This window comes from Dechloromonas sp. ARDL1 (assembly GCF_051122455.1).
Taxonomy (GTDB): Bacteria; Pseudomonadota; Gammaproteobacteria; order Burkholderiales; family Rhodocyclaceae; genus Azonexus.
In genome coordinates, this window is record NZ_CP168939.1 from 4051445 (window position 1) to 4068506 (window position 17062).

Annotated in this window: 17 protein-coding genes; 5 read left to right on the forward strand and 12 right to left on the reverse strand. The window is 62.1% G+C overall.

The genetic code is table 11. The features are described 5' to 3' along the window. Window positions 1-89 precede the first annotated feature (89 nt). From scpA to AB6Q56_RS20075, 4 genes are read left to right on the forward strand one after another with little or no spacing between them, the layout of a single operon-like run. Entirely contained in the window at window positions 90-2240 is a 2151-nt protein-coding gene (scpA, locus tag AB6Q56_RS20060) for a methylmalonyl-CoA mutase (RefSeq protein ID WP_434514787.1), read from the forward strand. Window positions 2241-2246: 6 nt separating this feature from the next. Further along, complete coding sequence (gene meaB, locus AB6Q56_RS20065; RefSeq protein ID WP_434514788.1) at window positions 2247-3257, forward strand: methylmalonyl Co-A mutase-associated GTPase MeaB; 1011 nt, start codon at window positions 2247-2249, stop codon at window positions 3255-3257. Window positions 3258-3284: 27 nt separating this feature from the next. Further along, entirely contained in the window at window positions 3285-4820 is a 1536-nt protein-coding gene (locus tag AB6Q56_RS20070) for an acyl-CoA carboxylase subunit beta (RefSeq protein ID WP_434514789.1), read from the forward strand. Between the two features lie 21 nt (window positions 4821-4841). Further along, a complete protein-coding gene (locus AB6Q56_RS20075) occupies window positions 4842-6854 on the forward strand; it encodes an acetyl-CoA carboxylase biotin carboxylase subunit (protein ID WP_434514790.1) in 2013 nt (670 codons plus the stop codon). A gap of 67 nt (window positions 6855-6921) precedes the next feature. Here the strand turns inward: AB6Q56_RS20075 and AB6Q56_RS20080 are convergent, their stop codons facing one another. Further along, complete coding sequence (locus AB6Q56_RS20080; RefSeq protein ID WP_434514791.1) at window positions 6922-8466, reverse strand: hypothetical protein; 1545 nt, start codon at window positions 8464-8466, stop codon at window positions 6922-6924. Here AB6Q56_RS20080 and AB6Q56_RS20085 point away from each other — a divergent pair. Continuing rightward, window positions 8413-8766 carry a hypothetical protein gene (locus tag AB6Q56_RS20085; protein ID WP_434514792.1) on the forward strand — a complete coding sequence of 118 codons (354 nt, stop codon included), beginning with the start codon at window positions 8413-8415 and terminating at the stop codon, window positions 8764-8766. The genes AB6Q56_RS20080 and AB6Q56_RS20085 overlap by 54 nt on opposite strands. On the opposite strand, the gene napF is transcribed toward AB6Q56_RS20085, so the two are convergent. From napF to AB6Q56_RS20140, 11 genes are all read right to left on the reverse strand, one after another. Then, on the reverse strand, window positions 8744-9235 hold the full coding sequence (napF, locus tag AB6Q56_RS20090) for a ferredoxin-type protein NapF (RefSeq protein ID WP_434514793.1): 492 nt from the start codon (window positions 9233-9235) through the stop codon (window positions 8744-8746). The two genes, AB6Q56_RS20085 and napF, sit on opposite strands and share 23 nt — an antisense overlap. A gap of 13 nt (window positions 9236-9248) precedes the next feature. Beyond that, window positions 9249-10088: a c-type cytochrome biogenesis protein CcmI gene (gene ccmI, locus AB6Q56_RS20095; protein ID WP_434514794.1), complete on the reverse strand. Its 840-nt coding sequence runs from the start codon at window positions 10086-10088 to the stop codon at window positions 9249-9251. Further along, window positions 10085-10579, reverse strand: coding sequence for a cytochrome c-type biogenesis protein (locus AB6Q56_RS20100; protein ID WP_434514795.1), 495 nt, complete (start codon window positions 10577-10579; stop codon window positions 10085-10087). The genes ccmI and AB6Q56_RS20100 overlap by 4 nt, the downstream gene beginning before the upstream one ends. Then, the gene (locus AB6Q56_RS20105) at window positions 10576-11160 is read right to left on the reverse strand and encodes a DsbE family thiol:disulfide interchange protein (protein WP_434514796.1); all 585 of its coding nucleotides are present in this window, start codon (window positions 11158-11160) and stop codon (window positions 10576-10578) included. The genes AB6Q56_RS20100 and AB6Q56_RS20105 overlap by 4 nt, the downstream gene beginning before the upstream one ends. Next, window positions 11157-13145, reverse strand: a complete 1989-nt coding sequence (locus AB6Q56_RS20110) for a heme lyase CcmF/NrfE family subunit (RefSeq protein WP_434514797.1) — start codon at window positions 13143-13145, stop codon at window positions 11157-11159. The genes AB6Q56_RS20105 and AB6Q56_RS20110 overlap by 4 nt, the downstream gene beginning before the upstream one ends. Then, a complete protein-coding gene (gene ccmE / locus AB6Q56_RS20115) occupies window positions 13146-13625 on the reverse strand; it encodes a cytochrome c maturation protein CcmE (protein WP_434514798.1) in 480 nt (159 codons plus the stop codon). After that, window positions 13622-13807, reverse strand: a complete 186-nt coding sequence (gene ccmD, locus AB6Q56_RS20120; protein ID WP_434514799.1) for a heme exporter protein CcmD — start codon at window positions 13805-13807, stop codon at window positions 13622-13624. Before ccmD ends, ccmE begins: the two co-directional genes overlap by 4 nt. Next, entirely contained in the window at window positions 13804-14550 is a 747-nt protein-coding gene (gene ccmC, locus AB6Q56_RS20125; RefSeq protein ID WP_434514800.1) for a heme ABC transporter permease CcmC, read from the reverse strand. The genes ccmD and ccmC overlap by 4 nt, the downstream gene beginning before the upstream one ends. After that, window positions 14547-15215, reverse strand: coding sequence for a heme exporter protein CcmB (ccmB, locus tag AB6Q56_RS20130; protein ID WP_434514801.1), 669 nt, complete (start codon window positions 15213-15215; stop codon window positions 14547-14549). The genes ccmC and ccmB overlap by 4 nt, the downstream gene beginning before the upstream one ends. Window positions 15216-15222: 7 nt before the next feature. After that, on the reverse strand, window positions 15223-15837 hold the full coding sequence (gene ccmA, locus AB6Q56_RS20135) for a cytochrome c biogenesis heme-transporting ATPase CcmA (protein WP_434514802.1): 615 nt from the start codon (window positions 15835-15837) through the stop codon (window positions 15223-15225). A gap of 130 nt (window positions 15838-15967) precedes the next feature. Beyond that, window positions 15968-16975: a cytochrome-c peroxidase gene (locus AB6Q56_RS20140; RefSeq protein WP_434514803.1), complete on the reverse strand. Its 1008-nt coding sequence runs from the start codon at window positions 16973-16975 to the stop codon at window positions 15968-15970. Window positions 16976-17062 lie beyond the last annotated feature (87 nt).

A 17062-nucleotide genomic window follows, 5' to 3' on the forward strand; every position in this document is an offset into this window, starting at 1 on the left:
GGCTTGGTATGTCAAGCTTGGCCCAAAAGCGTAGAATTTTGAATTCTGCATGATCGGCCGAAAAAAATCGACTCGACGAGGGGTGTTTCATGTCCGAAAAGTTCTTTGATTCCAATAACCTGGACGTTTGGGAAAAGGCTGCAGCGAAGCAGTCGCCCGGCGGTGACGTTAACAATCTGGTTTGGAATACGCCGGAAGGCTTGGCCGTCAAGGCGCTGTATACGAAGAAGGACACCGAGAACCTCGAGTTTGCCGACACCCTGCCGGGGGTCGCTCCTTTCCTGCGTGGCCCGCAACCGACCATGTACGCAGTCAAGCCGTGGACCATCCGGCAGTACGCCGGCTTCTCCACCGCCGAAGCGTCCAACGCTTTCTACCGCAAGGCGCTGGCTGCCGGTGGGCAGGGGGTTTCGGTCGCCTTCGACCTGGCAACTCACCGTGGCTACGATTCCGATAACGCCCGCGTCACCGGCGACGTCGGCAAGGCCGGCGTGGCGATTGACTCCGTGGAAGACATGAAGATCCTGTTCGATGGCATACCGCTCGACAAGATTTCCGTCTCGATGACCATGAACGGCGCCGTGCTGCCGATCCTGGCCGGCTACATCGTGGCTGCCGAAGAGCAGGGCGTGAAGCAGGAGCAGTTGTCTGGCACGATCCAGAACGATATCCTCAAGGAATTCATGGTGCGGAATACCTATATTTATCCGCCCAAGCCGTCGATGAAGATCATTGCCGACATCTTCAGCTACACGGCGCAGAACATGCCGAAATTCAACTCGATCTCGATTTCGGGTTACCACATCCAGGAAGCCGGGGCCAACCAGGCCATCGAGCTGGCCTTCACGCTGGCCGACGGCATGGAATATGTGCGCACCGGTATCGCTTCCGGCATGGACGTCGATACCTTCGCCGGCCGCCTGTCCTTTTTCTGGGCGGTGGGCATGAACTTCTATCTTGAAATCGCCAAGATGCGCGCTGCGCGCCTGCTGTGGCACCGCATCATGTCCGGCTTCAATGCCAAGAGCCCGAAGTCGATGATGCTGCGCACGCACAGCCAGACCTCCGGCTGGTCGCTGACCGAGCAGGACCCGTACAACAACGTCGTGCGTACCACCATCGAAGCGATGGCCGCGGTTTTCGGCGGTACCCAGTCGCTGCACACCAATGCGCTGGATGAAGCCATCGCGCTGCCGACCGAGTTCTCGGCGCGTATCGCCCGCAACACCCAGCTGATCATCCAGGAAGAAACCCACATCACCAACGTGATCGACCCGTGGGCCGGTTCCTACATGATGGAAAAGCTGACCCAGGACATGGCCGACAAGGCTTGGGGCATCATCCAGGAAATCGAAGCCATGGGCGGCATGACCAAGGCCGTCGAATCCGGCTGGGCCAAGATGCAGGTCGAAACCTGCGCGGCCGACAAGCAGGCGCGCATCGACTCGGGCAAGGACGTCATCGTCGGCGTCAACAAATACAAGCTGGCCAAGGAAGACGCGATCGACATCCTCGATATCGACAACCACGCCGTGCGTGAAGCCCAGGTGGCCCGCCTCAAGCAGATTCGCGCCACGCGCGACAGCGCCGCCGTCAATGCCGCACTGGATGCGCTGACCAAGGCCGCCGAGAGCGGCGAAGGCAACCTGCTCGACCTGACCGTCAAGGCGATCCGCCTGCGCGCCACGGTCGGCGAAGTGTCCGACGCGCTGGAAAAGATCTTCGGTCGCTTCCGCGCCAACAACCAGACCATTTCGGGGGTTTACGGAGGCGTTGTGGAAGGTCAGGAAAGCTGGGAACAAATCAAGGCCGATGTCGCCAAGTTCGCCGAAGAAGAAGGCCGTCGCCCGCGCATCATGATCGCCAAGCTTGGCCAGGACGGCCATGACCGGGGCGCCAAGGTGGTCGCGACCGCCTACGCCGACCTCGGCTTCGACATCGACATGGGCCCACTCTTCCAGACTCCGGAAGAAGCCGCCCGCCAGGCCATCGAAAACGACGTGCATGCCATCGGCTGCTCGTCGTTGGCGGCCGGCCACAAGACCCTGGTGCCACAGATTATCCAGTCGCTGAAGGCCCAAGGCGCCGACGACATCATCGTCTTTGCCGGCGGCGTCATCCCCGCCCAGGATTACGATGCGCTCTATGCCGCTGGTGCCAAGGCCATCTTCGGCCCGGGTACCCGCATCGAGGATTCCGCCAAGCGCGTGCTCGAAGAAATCCGCAAGGCCCGCGCCTAAGCCCGGATGAAGCTGGACGAAGCGCCGGTGCGTGCCAATCTCCTGTCTGCGCCTGACCAGTCGCTGGTCGATGGCGTGCTGGCGGGTCAGCGTCGCTCGCTGGCCAAGGCCATCACGCTGATCGAATCGACCCGTGCCGATCACCAGCAGCGGGCGCAGCAGGTATTGACCGCGCTGTTGCCGAAAACCGGCAATGCGATCCGCATCGGCATCTCCGGCGTGCCGGGGGCGGGCAAGTCCACCTTCATCGAGGCGCTCGGTGTCTGGCTGATCGAGCAGGGCAAGAAACTGGCCGTGCTGGCCATCGATCCCTCGTCGTCGGTCACCGGCGGTTCCATCCTCGGCGACAAGACGCGCATGGAGTTGCTGAGCCAGCGCGAGGAAGCCTTCATCCGTCCCAGCCCGTCGGCCGGCTCCCTCGGCGGTGTTGCCGAAAAGACGCGCGAAGCCATGCTGCTCTGCGAAGCGGCCGGCTACGACGTGATCATCATCGAGACAGTCGGCGTCGGTCAGTCGGAAACGACGGTTGCCGGCATGGTCGACATGTTCTGCCTGCTGCAGTTGCCGAATGCCGGCGACGACCTGCAGGCCATCAAGAAAGGCATCGTCGAGATCGCCGATCTGGTGGTCATCAACAAGGCCGACATCGACAAGCAGGCGACGGCCGTCGTTCGCGCCCAGTGGCGCAATGCGCTGCACATGCTGCGGCCGGCCTCGCCGAACTGGGCGCCGCCGGTCATCGCGCTGTCTGCCCTGCACAAGGAAGGTATCGTCGATTTCTGGGAGCAGGTCGAGAAATACCAGAGTGCGCTGAAACCGACCGGCGAGTTCGCCACCAAGCGCCAGCATCAGGCGCTGAGCTGGATGTGGCAATTGATCGACTCCGGCCTGCGCCAGCATTTCCGTCATCACCCGCGCGTGCAGGAAAACCTGCCCGCTTTCACCCGATCCGTCGAGGAGGGCCATACGACCCCGGCTGCTGCCGCGTATGCGCTGCTCGACTACCTGAAACACTAATTAGTCGTAACTCAGAGGGAGTTTTTTATGCACGACATCATCCGCCAGCTGGAAAAAAAGCGTGAACTGGCCCGCCTCGGCGGTGGCCAGAAGCGTATCGACAGCCAGCACAAGAAGGGCAAGCTGACGGCCCGCGAACGCCTCGAGCTGTTGCTCGATCCGGGTTCTTTCGAAGAATGGGACATGTTCAAGGAGCATCGCTGCGTCGATTTCGGCATGGATCAGGCCGAAAAGACTCCGGGCGACGGCGTCGTGATCGGCTATGGCACCATCAACGGCCGTCTGGTCTTCGTTTTCTCGCAAGACTTCACGGTGTTCGGCGGCTCGCTGTCGGAAACCCATGCCGAGAAGATCTGCAAGGTCATGGACCAGGCGATGAAGGTCGGTGCCCCGGTGATCGGCCTGAACGATTCGGGTGGTGCGCGTATCCAGGAAGGTGTTGCCTCCCTGGGCGGCTACGCCGACGTGTTCCAGCGCAACGTGATGGCCTCCGGCGTCGTGCCGCAGATCTCGATGATCATGGGCCCCTGTGCCGGCGGCGCGGTGTATTCGCCGTCGATGACCGACTTCATCTTCATGGTCAAGGATTCGTCCTACATGTTCGTGACCGGTCCGGAAGTCGTCAAGACCGTGACCCACGAAGACGTGACCGCCGAGGAGCTGGGCGGTGCCGTGACCCACACCAGCAAGTCAGGCGTCGCCGACCTGGCTTTCGAGAACGACGTCGAAGCGCTGTCGATGCTGCGCCGCTTCATGAACTTCGTGCCGGCCAACAACCGCGAGAAGCCGCCGGTCACGCCGACCAACGATCCGGCCGACCGCATGGACCATTCGCTCGACACCTTGGTGCCGGACAACGCGAACAAGCCGTACGACATGAAGGAACTGATTATCAAGGTGGTCGATGACAGCGACTTCTTCGAGCTGCAGCCGGATTACGCCAAGAACATCATCATCGGTTTCGGCCGCATCGACGGCCATCCGGTCGGCATCGTCGCCAACCAGCCGCTGGTGCTGGCTGGCTGCCTGGATATCAAGTCCTCGATCAAGGCTGCCCGCTTTGTCCGCTTCTGCGACGCCTTCAACATTCCGGTCGTTACCTTCGTCGACGTCCCGGGCTTCATGCCGGGTACCACGCAGGAATACGGCGGCATCATCAAGCACGGCGCCAAGCTGCTCTACGCCTACGCCGAATGCACCGTGCCGAAAGTGACCGTGATCACCCGCAAGGCCTACGGCGGTGCTTATGACGTGATGTCGTCCAAGCACCTGCGCGGCGACGTTAACCTCGCTTGGCCGTCGGCCGAAATCGCCGTCATGGGCCCGAAGGGGGCGGTGGAGATCATCTTCCGCGAGGAAAAGAACGATCCGGAAAAGCTGGCCCAGCGCGAAGCCGAGTACAAGGAAAAGTTCGCCAACCCGTTCGTCGCCGGCGCTCGTGGCTTCATCGACGACGTCATCATGCCGCACGCCACCCGCAAGCGCATTGCCCGCTCGCTGGCCATGTTGCGCGACAAGAAACTCGACAATCCGTGGCGCAAGCACGGCAACATTCCTCTGTAAGCGTCAGGGAGAAAAAGGAAAATGTTCACCAAGATTCTGATCGCAAACCGCGGCGAAATCGCCTGTCGCGTCATCAAGACCGCCCGCAAGATGGGTATCAAGACGGTTGCCGTCTATTCGGAAGCCGACAAGGATGCGCTGCACGTCGACCTGGCTGACGAAGCCGTCTGTATCGGCCCGGCCGCCTCGAAAGAGTCCTATCTGGTCATGGACAAGATCATCGCTGCCTGCAAGCAGACCGGTGCTCAGGCTGTCCACCCGGGTTACGGCTTCCTGTCCGAGAACGCCACCTTCTCCCGTCGTCTGGAAGAGGAAGGCATCAAGTTCATCGGTCCGAAGCACTACTCCGTCGCCAAGATGGGCGACAAGATCGAGTCCAAGAAGCTGGCCATCGAAGCCAAGGTCAACACCATCCCGGGTTACAACGATGCCATCGCCGGTCCGGACGAAGCCGTCAAGATCGCCCAGAGCATCGGCTATCCGGTGATGATCAAGGCTTCCGCCGGCGGCGGCGGCAAGGGTCTGCGCGTTGCCTACAACGATGCCGAAGCCCACGAAGGCTTCTCCTCCTGCGTCAACGAAGCCCGCAACTCCTTCGGGGACGACCGCGTCTTCATCGAAAAGTACGTGCTCGAGCCGCGTCACATCGAAATTCAGGTGCTGGGCGATTCGCACGGCAACTACGTGTACCTGAACGAGCGCGACTGCTCGATCCAGCGTCGCCACCAGAAGGTCATCGAGGAGGCGCCGAGCCCCTTCGTCGATCCCGAGATGCGCAAGGCGATGGGCGAACAGGCCGTGGCGCTGGCCCGTGCCGTGAATTACGAATCGGCCGGCACGGTCGAGTTCGTCGTGTCCGGTGCGACCAAGGAGTTCTACTTCCTGGAAATGAACACACGTCTGCAGGTCGAGCACCCGGTCACCGAACTGATCACCGGCCTCGATCTCGTCGAGCAGATGATCCGCGTCGCCTACGGCGAAAAGCTGCCGCTGACCCAGGCTGATGTGACGATCAACGGCTGGTCGATGGAGTGCCGGATCAACGCCGAAGACCCGTTCCGCGGCTTCCTGCCGTCCACCGGCCGTCTGGTGAAGTTCCAGCCGCCGAAGGAAACCAGCGACGCCAACGGCACGACGCGCGTCGATACCGGTGTTTACGACGGTGGCGAAATTTCGATGTTCTACGACTCGATGATCGCCAAGCTGATCGTGCACGGCAAGGACCGCGCGACCGCCATCGCTCGCATGCGCGACGCGCTGAACGCCTTCGTCATCCGCGGTATTTCGTCGAATATCCCGTTCCAGGCCGCGCTGATGCAGCACCCGGTTTTCCATTCGGGCATTTTCGACACCGGCTTCATTCCCAAGCACTACCCGACGGGCTTCGATGCCTCGATGGTGCCGCATGATGATCCGGCGCTGCTGGTCTCCGTCGCTGCCTATGTCTATCGTGCCTACACCGACCGCTCGGCTTCGATTACCGGCCAGATGCAGGGCCATGAGCGTATCGTGGGCGACCAGTGGATGGTGGTTCGTCTCAATGGCGACAAGAAGGAGAATCACCCTGTGACGGCACGCCCGGTTCCGGGCGGCTACCATGTCGAGTACGACGGCAAGTCCTACGAACTGCTGTCTGACTGGAAACTGGGCGAATCGCTGTTCAACGGTACCTGCAACGGGGTTCCGTTCACCCTGCAGGTCGAGCGGCACAAGACCAAGTACAGCCTGTTCCACTGGGGTAATCGTGCCGACTTCATGATCATGAGCGCCCGTGCAGCCGAACTGCTGGCCCTGATGCCCGAGAAGCCGGCCCCCGACCTCTCCAAGTTCCTGCTTTCTCCGATGCCGGGCCTGCTGCGCGAAGTCGCGGTCAAGGTCGGTCAGGAAGTGAAGGCTGGCGAGAAGCTGGCCGTCATCGAAGCCATGAAGATGGAAAACATCCTCAAGGCCGAGCAGGACTGCAAGGTGAAGAAAATTTCCGCTGCCGTCGGCGAAAGCCTGTCGGTGGATCAGGTCATCATCGAGTTCGAGTGATCGTCCGGTCCGGGGCGCTGCCAGCTGCCAGGGTTTCACCGCGCAAGCCCGCCAACCGGCGGGCTTTTTATTGCCAATTGACTGCGTAGCGAACGAAGTCGATACCGCGTTCCAGTACCTCGGTGGGGAGCAGGCGGCTTGGCGGCGTTCCGGCGGTACTCTGAAAACCGAGTCCGATATTCAGGCGTACGGCTGCGTTGGCGGGAGCGAGCAAGGAGTAGCACTCGCCATCGTGCATCAGGAAGGCCGGTGTCAGTGCCTGGGTTCGTTCCTGGGCGCTCGAACGGACGAGTCTGCCGGCTTCGATCGGTTCGGGAAACCAGCTTAGCTCGGCACTCAGCGCTCCGCTGGACAGGGCCTGAAGCGCGTAAAGGACACCGAGGCAGGGTTTTTCGGCGCGTACTGCGGCAACGAGGCACGGTGCCAGGCGACGTCCGCCTTCGACGTCCTGGGCACGAACCGCCTTGCCGTCCACCAAGGTCCACTTTTCGCTCGGTACATTCAGCTTTTTGACGGTGGTAGGCAGTGTCGATGCGCGATCAAAGCCAAACATGGCCACGCGCTGATGGGCCAGGTTGGCACCGCCGCTTTCCAGCGAGCCGCTGGGATTGAGGGATTCTCCGGTCAGGATGGAGAAGGCATTTTCAGGGCCGAAAGCCAGTTCGATTTCGCCGATTTCCGTTGATGCTGTCCTGATGGTGCTTTCGAGGCTGGATTCGAGTTCATGGAGCAGCCGTATGCAAGCGCTCCCCGACAATTCACGCCCCAGTTTCAGCGATTCCGGGTTCTCGCCGGCCTGGAGCGCGACAATGCGTTGCGCGATCTTTCGCTCGACCTTGCGTACCTCCATCCAGCGCGGCACGCTTTCTGGAAGCGGGCCACCAAATAACGACGCCAGGTCGACCGAATGGGCCTTCGGGTCGTCATCGGGCGTCCGTTGAAAAACCACCAGTTCGCGCCATCGGCTGATGGCTCGGTTGGCAACGACAAGTTGCGCAGCCGATAGGCGATAGGGATCGATCAGGCGCAGCATGAAGGCCCAGGCCAGGTGTCCGCCAATATGGGATTCGCCGAGGTGACGAAAATCGGGATCGGGCAGCGGGTGGAGCAGAACACCGCTGCTTTCGGCTTGATCGAGGACGGCGAACAGCAGGCGGTCAATCAGTTGCGGACATTGTCGCGCCGCCTGGAAATAACAGTATTGCGCCATCCTGAACGCGCAGGCGGCACGGAGCAGTGGCAGGCACTTGCCGTTCGGAGGGAAGTGTGGGGCCAGGCGCAGATAGGCGATGCCAAGATTGAGCCACAATTTTTGCGCCAGCTCGAATGAGCGTTCGTCTTCAGCGGCCATCGGCAGGGGTTTGCGGACAAAGCGCACCTCGATGGTATCCTGCCCCGGGACGGCCGCCGAGCGGAGCAGATTGAGCAAGTCGACGGCCAAGGCGGGGGACAGGGTCGATGCTTCGATGGCATTGATCTGTTCACCGATGGCATTCAGTATGTGGGCTGGCTGGGCCTGGGGTTGATTGGCCAGCCAGGTCTTGGCGGAAGGCAGGTCATGAAAGGCCAGCTTGAGGTCGGCGCGGGGCTCGGGCAGCTTGAACCAGGTCATGGATATTCTCCGGAAAGCGGAAAAATGAGCGGATTTGAACATTATGATCGCGAATTGCGCGATCTGGACAACGAAATTCGGCGCTATGCCGCACTATGTCGTGTGGATTTGAGCAAGCACCATGAAATCGAGGCTTGCCTCAAGCAGCATCACGATGACTGGGCCGCGGACAAGGCGCGGGAAAGCCTGCAAGGTCTTCTGATCCTGCGCATCAAGCTGGAAACCGAAATGATCGAGCTGGGGTTTTCCCCCCCGCCGCTGGTTCAAACGCCCGGAATCAACCCGCAGGAGGAAGCTTGACCGTCATGGCAAGCGTCGGGCAGGGCGCGACGCAGGCGCCGCAGCCAGTGCATCTTTCGCTGGTGATCTCGGGGAGCGGGCTACCGCCCAGTCGTGGCGGGAAGCGAATGGCGCGGGCATCGCAGAAGTCGCCGCAGACCCGGCATTCGACACCCTGCCTCGGCAGACAGTCTTCGCTGACAATGGCCTTGTAAGGCCAGGCCGGCTGATCCTCGGTACGATGCAGGGCATTGGGCTGGCAGACGGCGACGCAATCGCCGCAGAAGGTGCATTCGCCTTCGCGGAATTCGACGCTCGGGTAGCCGCCGTCGCCGGCAATCAGGATGTGCGTCGGGCAAGCCGCGACGCAGTCGTTGCAGCGGGTGCAGGCATCGATGAAATCGCCCTCGGCCAAAGCCCAGGGCGGACGCAGTTCGGATTTAGGGCGCGGCCGGCCGCGGAAAAAAGCCCGGCGGGACAGGTCGACCACGCCCGTGGCCTCCCTACTTGCCGGCCTTCATCTTGTCGATGCCGCTACGCAGCATCTGGTCGATGTCGGAGCCCGGTTCGACTTGCGGCAACAAGGCTTCCCAGTAGGCAATGCCTTGCTTGCTATCGCCCCGCTCCATGGCCGCGGCACCCGCCAGGAATAGGCTGTGCGCGTGCTTGGGGTCAAGCTTGAGTGCCTTTTCGACCAACTGGGTCGGCTTGCCTTTGAGTCCCTTGCCTGCCGCCATGGCGATGGTTTCGGCGTAGGCAGCCAGCAGGTCGGGCTCCTCGTTCACCACGGCTTCGGCTTTGTCGAAGGCTTCCACGGCTTCAGCGTAGCGGCCCATGGACTTGTACGAGCGGGCCAGCATCAGCCAACCCTTCGGATCGTCCGGATTGGCCTTCAGGCGCTCGGCCAGCTTGGCGACCATGCCTTCGATCTGTTCCTGCGTCATTTGCGGCTTGGGCGCGGTCTGTTCGGGGTCGAGGGCTTGCGGGTTGCCGAGGATGGAATAGCCGGTCAGGCCCAGGATGGGCAGCAGCAGGAGAAGGGCAATAGCGGTCTTGCGACTGGGTGCATGCGAAGCCGTGGCGCTTTCGCTGGCGGCGGGCTCGACTTCGTCGAGCAAGCGGCGCTGCAGCTCTTGCCGGGCCTGCTCGAAATCGCCGTCGGCCAGCGAGCCTTCGGCCTTCTCTCGTTCGAGTTCCGCCAGCTGGTCGCGGAAGATGGCGAGGTTGGCTGTCTTGCGATCGGCCCTGGCTTTGGGGGCGCGCAGGCCAAGCCACAGCGGCGGCAGGATGAAGGCGGCAACCACCACGATGAGCAGGGTGGCAAACAGGGCGAACTGAGTCATTTGTTGTCGAGTTCCTTGAGCAGCGCTTCGGCGCGGCTGGCTTCATCGGCTGAGAGCGGTTTGTCTTCGGCGGCGACGCGTTCGGCGCGGCGGCGCTGGTAGGCGATCAGGGCGGCCAGACCGAAGACGAGCAGGGCGATCGGGCCGATCCAGAGGAGCAGGGTGTTGCCCTGCACCGGCGGGCGGTAGAGGACAAAGTCGCCGTAGCGGGCAACCATGAAATCGATGATTTCCTTGTCGCTCTTGCCTTCCTTGATCATGCCGCGAATCTCACGGCGCAAGTCCTGGGCGAGCTCGGCGTTCGAATCAGCAATGTTCTGGTTCTGGCAGACCAGACAGCGCAATTCCTCAGACAGCTTGGTCAGGCGCTTTTCTGCCACCGGGTCGTCAGCCAGGGCGGCTTCCGTCGCGCTGGAGGCCAGCGCGGGCGTGGCGTTCAAATGCAGGCTGAAGGCCAGGATGGTGGCCAGTATGGCGAACAGGCGCTTCATTTGTTCAGCTCGGCAAGTAGCGGCATGATCTTCTTGGCCAGAATTTCCGGCGTGATCGGACCGGTATGCTTCATGCGGATGACGCCGGCCTTGTCGATGACGTAGGTTTCCGGCACGCCATAGACGCCGTAATCAATGCCAACGCGGCCATCAAGGTCCATCACTGTCAGCGTGTAGGGATTGCCGTGCTGCGACAGCCACTGGTTGGCGCGCTGCCAGGCCAGCTTCTTTTCCTCGTCGGCCGGCATCTTGCTCATGTCGAAACCGCCATCGCCGCGCACTTCCTTGTAATTCAGGCCGATCAACGGCACGTCGACCTTCTTCGAGAACTCGACGAGGATCGGGTGTTCCTGGCGGCAGGAGACACACCACGATGCCCAGACGTTGAACAGCCAGGCCTTGCCTTGCATGTCCTTGGGCGACAAGGTCTTTTCCGGCTCGGCGAGCTGGAACAGCGTAAAGGCGGGCGCTGGTTTGCCGACCAGTGGCGACGGTACGTCGCGCGGATTCAGGTTGAGTCCGACGGCGAGCAGGGCGACGAGGGCGGCAAAGCCGCCGAGAATCCAGTAGTAACGGTTCATGCTTGTTGGGTTCCGGCAGAAACGGGGGCTGCGGCGCGAGCCCTGACGCGATAGCGACGGTCGAGCATGGCGATCAAGCCGCCGAGCGACATCAGAACGCAGCCGCCCCAGATCCAGTCGACAAAAGGTTTGTAATAGACGCGGACGGCCCACTCGCCTTCCGGCTTGTCGCGGTCGATCGGTTCGCCGAGCGAGACGTAGACGTCACGCAGGAAGCCGGCGTCAATCGAGGCTTCGGTCATCGGCATGGCCGACGAGTGATAGTTGCGTTTTTCCGGATTCATCTTGCGGACGAACTTGCCGTCCACCGCCAGATCGAAATCGCCCTGAGCTGCCACGTAATTCGGACCTTCGACGGCCTTCACGCCATTGAAGGTGAAGTGGTAGCCAGCGACGTCGACCGATTGGCCGGGTGCCAACTTGATGTCCTTTTCGTCCTGGTAGCTGCCGACCATGGTGACGCCGACGACGAAGACGGCGATGCCGATGTGGGCGAGGTGCATGCCGACGAAGGTGCGCGGTTGGCTCAGTGCTGTGGCGACGAAACTGCGGCCGGCGCGCGTGTGGCGAACGCGTTCGACGAAATTGAGGATGGCGGTGGCGACGATCCAGGCGGCCAGCAACAGGCCGAGGGCGGTCATCGCATGCCACTGGCCGTAAAGGAGCGGCAGCACGATGGCGACGAGCGCGCCGACGACCAGCGCCCATTTGACGGTCTTGGCGATCTCGGGAATGGAGGCTTCCTTCCAGCGGGCAAAGGGGCCGACCCCCATCAGGAACAGGATCGGCGTCATGACCGGTACGAAAACCGCGTTGAAATACGGCGGGCCGACCGAAATCTTGCCGACCCCGAGCGCGTCGATGAGCAGCGGATACAGCGTGCCGAGCAGCACCGTGGCGCAGGCGACGACGAGCAGCACGTTGTTGGTGAGCAGCAGCGATTCGCGCGAAACCAGCCCGAAACGTCCGCCGAGGCCGACCTTGGGCGCACGGGCGGCGAACAGCGCGAGCGACGAGCCGATCACGGCCACCAGAAATATCAGGATGAAGATGCCGCGGCGCGGATCGGTCGCGAAGGCGTGCACGGAGGTGAGTACGCCGGAGCGAACCAGAAAGGTGCCGAGCAGCGACAGCGAAAAGGCGGAGATGGCGAGCAGCACGGTCCAGTTCTTGAAGCTGCCGCGTTTTTCAGTGACAGCGAGCGAATGGATCAGCGCCGTACCGATCAGCCAAGGCATGAATGAGGCGTTTTCGACCGGATCCCAGAACCACCAGCCGCCCCAACCCAGTTCGTAATAGGCCCACCATGAACCCATGGCAATGCCCAGGGTCAGGAAGATCCAGGCGGCCATGGTCCACGGGCGCGACCAGCGCGCCCAGGCGGCGTCAAGCTTGCCGGAGAGCAGCGCGGCGATGGCGAAGGCAAAGGCCACCGAGAAACCGACGTAGCCCATGTACAGCAAGGGCGGATGAATGACCAGGCCGGGGTCCTGCAGCAGGGGGTTCAGGTCGCGCCCTTCGGCGGCCGCAGGCAGCAAGCGTTCGAACGGATTGGAGGTGAGCAGGATGAAGAGCAGGAAGCCGAAGCCGACCAGGCCGAGCGTACCGAGGACGCGGGCGACCATGGCTTCCGGCAGCTGGCGCGACAGCATGGCGACCAGGAAGGCCCACCAGGTGAGCATCAGAATCCACAGCAGCAGTGAGCCTTCGTGGCCGCCCCAGACGCCGGCGATGCGGTATTGAATGGGGAGCAGCGAGTTGGAGTGCTGGGCGACGTAGACCACCGAGAAATCGTTGGCGACGAAGGCTTGGGTCAGGCAGGCAAAGGAAAAGGTGACCAGCAATGCCATGGCCGTGGCAGCCGGGCGGGCAACGGCGACCCAGGCCATGCGGTTGGTGTGGGCGCCGATCAACGGCAGGGTGCCGAGGATCAGGGCAACCAGTGCGGAAAGAATGAGGGCGAAATGGCCGAGTTCAGGGATCATTCAGTAGCTCGCTTTCGGCTGGCCGAGCGATGACGGCGAAACATGCTTGTTCGCCGCCTTCTGGGCGTCGTCGACCGCCTTGGCGGCTTCCGGCGGCATGTAGTTCTCGTCGTGCTTGGCGAGCACTTCGCTGGCGCTGAAGGTGCCGGCATCGGTCATCTTGCCCTGGGCAACGACGCCTTTGCCTTCCTTGAACAGGTCCGGCAGGATGCCCTTGTAATTGACCGTGATGTCCTTGGCAGTATCGGTGACGATGAAGCGAACGGTCACGCCGTCGGCCTCGCGGGCCACGCTGCCCTCCTTGACCAGTCCGCCGATGCGGAAGGGCTTGCCGACGGGCGCTTTGCCGGCGGCGACATCGGTTGGCGAGATGTACAGGGCGATGTTGCTGTTCAGGGCATTGAGGACCAGGGCGGCGATGATGCCGAGAATGGCCAGGGCGCCGCCGATCAGCGCGAGTTTCTTGTGACGGGTCTTCATTCTGTGCTTCTGCTTTCTGCGCGGATCTGGCGCTTCAGACGGGATTTGGTGGCCTTTTGATTGCGGGCGACGACGATCGGTTCAACCGCCATGATCAACACGGTGACGCCGAAGGAACCCCAGACGTAGAGGCCATAGCCGCCCATGGCCAGGAAATCGGAAAAACTGTTCCAGTAGATCATTGGCCTGCCCCTTCCAGTTCGGCCTTGACCCAGTCGGTGTGCCGCTCGCGTTCGAGCATGATGGTGCGCGCCCGCATCAGGGCGACGGCGATCGAATACATCCAGAAGCACAGGGCCATGAGCAGCATGCCGTAGAGCATGGTGGTGGCCATCGACGACTTGGTGAGATTGACGCTGGAGCCTTGGTGCAGGGTGTTCCACCATTTGACCGAGAAGTAGATGATCGGCACGTTGACGACGCCGACGAGCAGCAGCAGGCCGCCGGCCTTGTCGGCGCGGCGCGGGTCGTCGATGGCGGCGGTGAGCGCCATGTAGCCGATGTAGAGGAAGAGGAGGATCAGTTCGGAGGTCAGGCGGGCATCCCACACCCACCACGTGCCCCACATCGGTTTGCCCCACAGGGCGCCGGTCCACAGGGACAGGAAGGCCATCAGGGCGCCGGTCGGGGCCAGGGCCTGGGCCATCATGCCCGACAGGCGGGTGTTGAAGGCCAGCCCGATGGCAGCCCAGAAGGCCATGACGAGATAGATGAACATCGACATCCAGGAGGCCGGGACGTGGATGAAGATGATGCGGTAGCCCTCGCCCTGCTGGAAGTCGGTGGGGGCAACGAGCATGCCGAGGTAGAGCCCGGCCAGTCCGAACAGCACCGAGGCGGCGATGAACCACGGGATCGCCTTGCCGGCCAGCGGGTAGAACGTGACCGGCGAGGCAAAGCGGTAGAGATTGAAGCGATCTTTCATTCGAGGGCGATCTTCAGGGCGGCGGCCGAGGCCCAGGGGGCGAAGCCGAGTGAGGCAAAGGTCATGGCGGCGAGCAATGACAGGTGTCCTTCTCCCCCGAGCCCGGACACCGTCGCGTCAACCGCACCAGCGCCGAATATTAACACCGGTATGTAGAGCGGTAGAACCAGTAGCGACAGCAGGACGCCGCCGCCGCGCAGGCCGAGGGTCAGTGCCGCGCCGATGGCGCCGATGCCGGAGAGTGCCGGCGTGCCGAGCAGGATGGCGCCGGTGAGGACGAGGAGTGCGTCGGTCGACAAGTCGAACTGGATACCGAGCACGGGGGCGATCAGCGCCAGCGGCAGGCCGGAAACCAGCCAGTGAGCAATCACTTTGCCGGTAACGACCAGGCCGAGCGGGTGCGGAGCAAGGGCCAATTGTTCGAGCGTACCGTCGCGGTGATCGTCGGCGAACAGGCGGGGGAGCGACAGCATGGTGGCGAGAAGGGCGGCAACCCACAGGACGCCGGGTGCCAATTTGCGCAGCAGGTCGGGTTCCGGGCCGATGCCGAGCGGGAAGAGGCTGACCACAATGACGAAGAAGAAGAGCGCGGAGACGATGTCCGCCTGGCGGCGCATGGCCAGCTTGAGGTCTCGGCCGACGACGGCGAGGATGATTTTCAGCATCGCGGTATCAGCTCAGTTTCAGTTCGCGTACGGTGCCGGCCGGGATGGCGACCAGCTGGTGCGTCGTCATCACCGCAAGGCCGCCGCGTTGCAGGTGGGCGGAGATGATGCCGGCCAGCCAGTCGACGGCGGCGACGTCGAGGGCGACGAAGGGTTCGTCGAGCACCCATAGCGGACGACGCTCCTTGACCAGGCGGGCCAGCGCGACACGGCGCTTCTGGCCCTGCGACAGGTATTTGCAGGCGAGATCCTCGCGGCCGGCGAGTCCGACCTGTTCCAGCGCATCGAGGGCGTCGTCCTCGGATAGCGCTTCATCGGCCAGATGGGCCGAGGCGAGCAGATTTTCGAGCGGGGTCAGCTCTTCCTTGATGGCATTCAGGTGGCCGAGATAGCAGAGATCGGCACGGAATTCGTCACCATTGCGGCGGATGGATTTCCCTTTCCAGCGAATTTCACCGGTTTCGGGTGGCAAAAGGCCGATGATCATGCGCAGCAAGCTGGTCTTGCCGGCCCCATTCTTGCCTTGCAGATAGAGCAGTTCCCCTGCTTCCAGTTTGAAGCCAAGGCCTGCGAACAGGCGGCGCTCGCCGCGCACGCATTCCAGATTGTCAGCTTCAAGCATCAGGGGAAAAACCGAAAGAAATCAGGCCCAAATTATGAACGCGCAAGTGTAGCGGCAGATTGATGATCATCAAACAAAAACGGACGGAAAAAACGGGGGCATGGCCCCCGTTTCCTGGTGTGGATGCGGATCACTTTTTCTCGAACGGCGTCGGGCGCGGCGTGGCGTCGGAGGACGGCGGCAAGATGGGCAACTTGAAGCTCGGCTGGTCGCCGGTCAGCGTTTTCAGGAAGGCAACGACCTTGGCGTTTTCTTCCGCCGTGAACTTCTTGCCGAGTTGGATGCGGGCCATGGTGTCGACAGCTTCCGGCAGGGTGTTGGCGGCACCGTCATGGAAGTACGGATAGGTCATTTCGACATTGCGCAAGGTCGGTACCTTGAAGTTGAAGCGGTCGGCGTCCTTGCCGGTAACCGCCGAGCGTCCCTCGGCCGGGCTGGAGGCCTTGTACGGTTCGACCTGACCCATCTTCTGGAAGGAGTTGCCGCCGACGGCCGGGCCGTTGTGACAGGCGACGCAGCCCGTCTCCTTGAATAGCTTGTAGCCTTCCAGTTCGTTCTTGCTCAGGGCTTTCTTGTCGCCCTTGAGCCATTTGTCGAAACGGGAGTTCGGGGTGACCAGCGTTTCCTCGAAGGCGGCGATGGCCTTGGTGACCATGTCGATGTCGATCTGTTTCTTGCCGAAGGCCTTGTCGAAGTCGGTGACATAAGCCGGGATGGATTGCAGTACGTTGATTGCCAGCGTGTGGGTAAATGCCATTTCGCCCGGATTGGCGATGGGGCCACCGGCCTGTGCCTTGAGGTCGGCGGCACGGCCATCCCAGAACTGGGCAAGGTTGAGGCTGGAATTGAGTACGGTCGGGGCGTTGATCGGGCCTTCCTGCCAGTTGTGACCGATCGATGTCTTGATGTTGTCGGTGCCGCCCATCGACAGGTTGTGGCAGGAGTTACACGAAATGAAGCCGGATTTGGACAGGCGCGGATCGAAATAGAGTTTCTTTCCCAGTTCGACCAAGGCCGGGTTGGTCACCTTGGCCGGCTGGATTGGCTGGATCGGTTCCTGGTTGGCAGCCTGGGCGGAAAGGTGCAGGCTGAGTCCGGCCAGCACGATCAGGACGCTGCATTTGACGCGATGTTTCATGGCTTGTTCTCCCTTGTTTGAAAACTTGATGTCCGGATTCTCCCCTTGTGAGTTATGATCAAGTTGACATAAGTCAATGATTTTTAT

Coding starts and splice junctions, on each gene's coding strand:
- AB6Q56_RS20105 (WP_434514796.1), bottom strand. CDS start 11,160: ATGAACCGTTACTACTGGATTCTCGGCGGCTTTGCCGCCCTCGTCGCC.
- AB6Q56_RS20085 (WP_434514792.1), top strand. CDS start 8,413: ATGAAAGGCCAGCTTGAGGTCGGCGCGGGGCTCGGGCAGCTTGAACCA.
- ccmB (WP_434514801.1), bottom strand. CDS start 15,215: ATGCTGAAAATCATCCTCGCCGTCGTCGGCCGAGACCTCAAGCTGGCC.
- ccmC (WP_434514800.1), bottom strand. CDS start 14,550: ATGAAAGATCGCTTCAATCTCTACCGCTTTGCCTCGCCGGTCACGTTC.
- AB6Q56_RS20075 (WP_434514790.1), top strand. CDS start 4,842: ATGTTCACCAAGATTCTGATCGCAAACCGCGGCGAAATCGCCTGTCGC.
- meaB (WP_434514788.1), top strand. CDS start 2,247: ATGAAGCTGGACGAAGCGCCGGTGCGTGCCAATCTCCTGTCTGCGCCT.
- ccmD (WP_434514799.1), bottom strand. CDS start 13,807: ATGATCTACTGGAACAGTTTTTCCGATTTCCTGGCCATGGGCGGCTAT.
- AB6Q56_RS20080 (WP_434514791.1), bottom strand. CDS start 8,466: ATGACCTGGTTCAAGCTGCCCGAGCCCCGCGCCGACCTCAAGCTGGCC.
- scpA (WP_434514787.1), top strand. CDS start 90: ATGTCCGAAAAGTTCTTTGATTCCAATAACCTGGACGTTTGGGAAAAG.
- AB6Q56_RS20070 (WP_434514789.1), top strand. CDS start 3,285: ATGCACGACATCATCCGCCAGCTGGAAAAAAAGCGTGAACTGGCCCGC.
- AB6Q56_RS20140 (WP_434514803.1), bottom strand. CDS start 16,975: ATGAAACATCGCGTCAAATGCAGCGTCCTGATCGTGCTGGCCGGACTC.
- ccmE (WP_434514798.1), bottom strand. CDS start 13,625: ATGAAGACCCGTCACAAGAAACTCGCGCTGATCGGCGGCGCCCTGGCC.
- AB6Q56_RS20100 (WP_434514795.1), bottom strand. CDS start 10,579: ATGAAGCGCCTGTTCGCCATACTGGCCACCATCCTGGCCTTCAGCCTG.
- ccmI (WP_434514794.1), bottom strand. CDS start 10,088: ATGACTCAGTTCGCCCTGTTTGCCACCCTGCTCATCGTGGTGGTTGCC.
- ccmA (WP_434514802.1), bottom strand. CDS start 15,837: ATGCTTGAAGCTGACAATCTGGAATGCGTGCGCGGCGAGCGCCGCCTG.
- AB6Q56_RS20110 (WP_434514797.1), bottom strand. CDS start 13,145: ATGATCCCTGAACTCGGCCATTTCGCCCTCATTCTTTCCGCACTGGTT.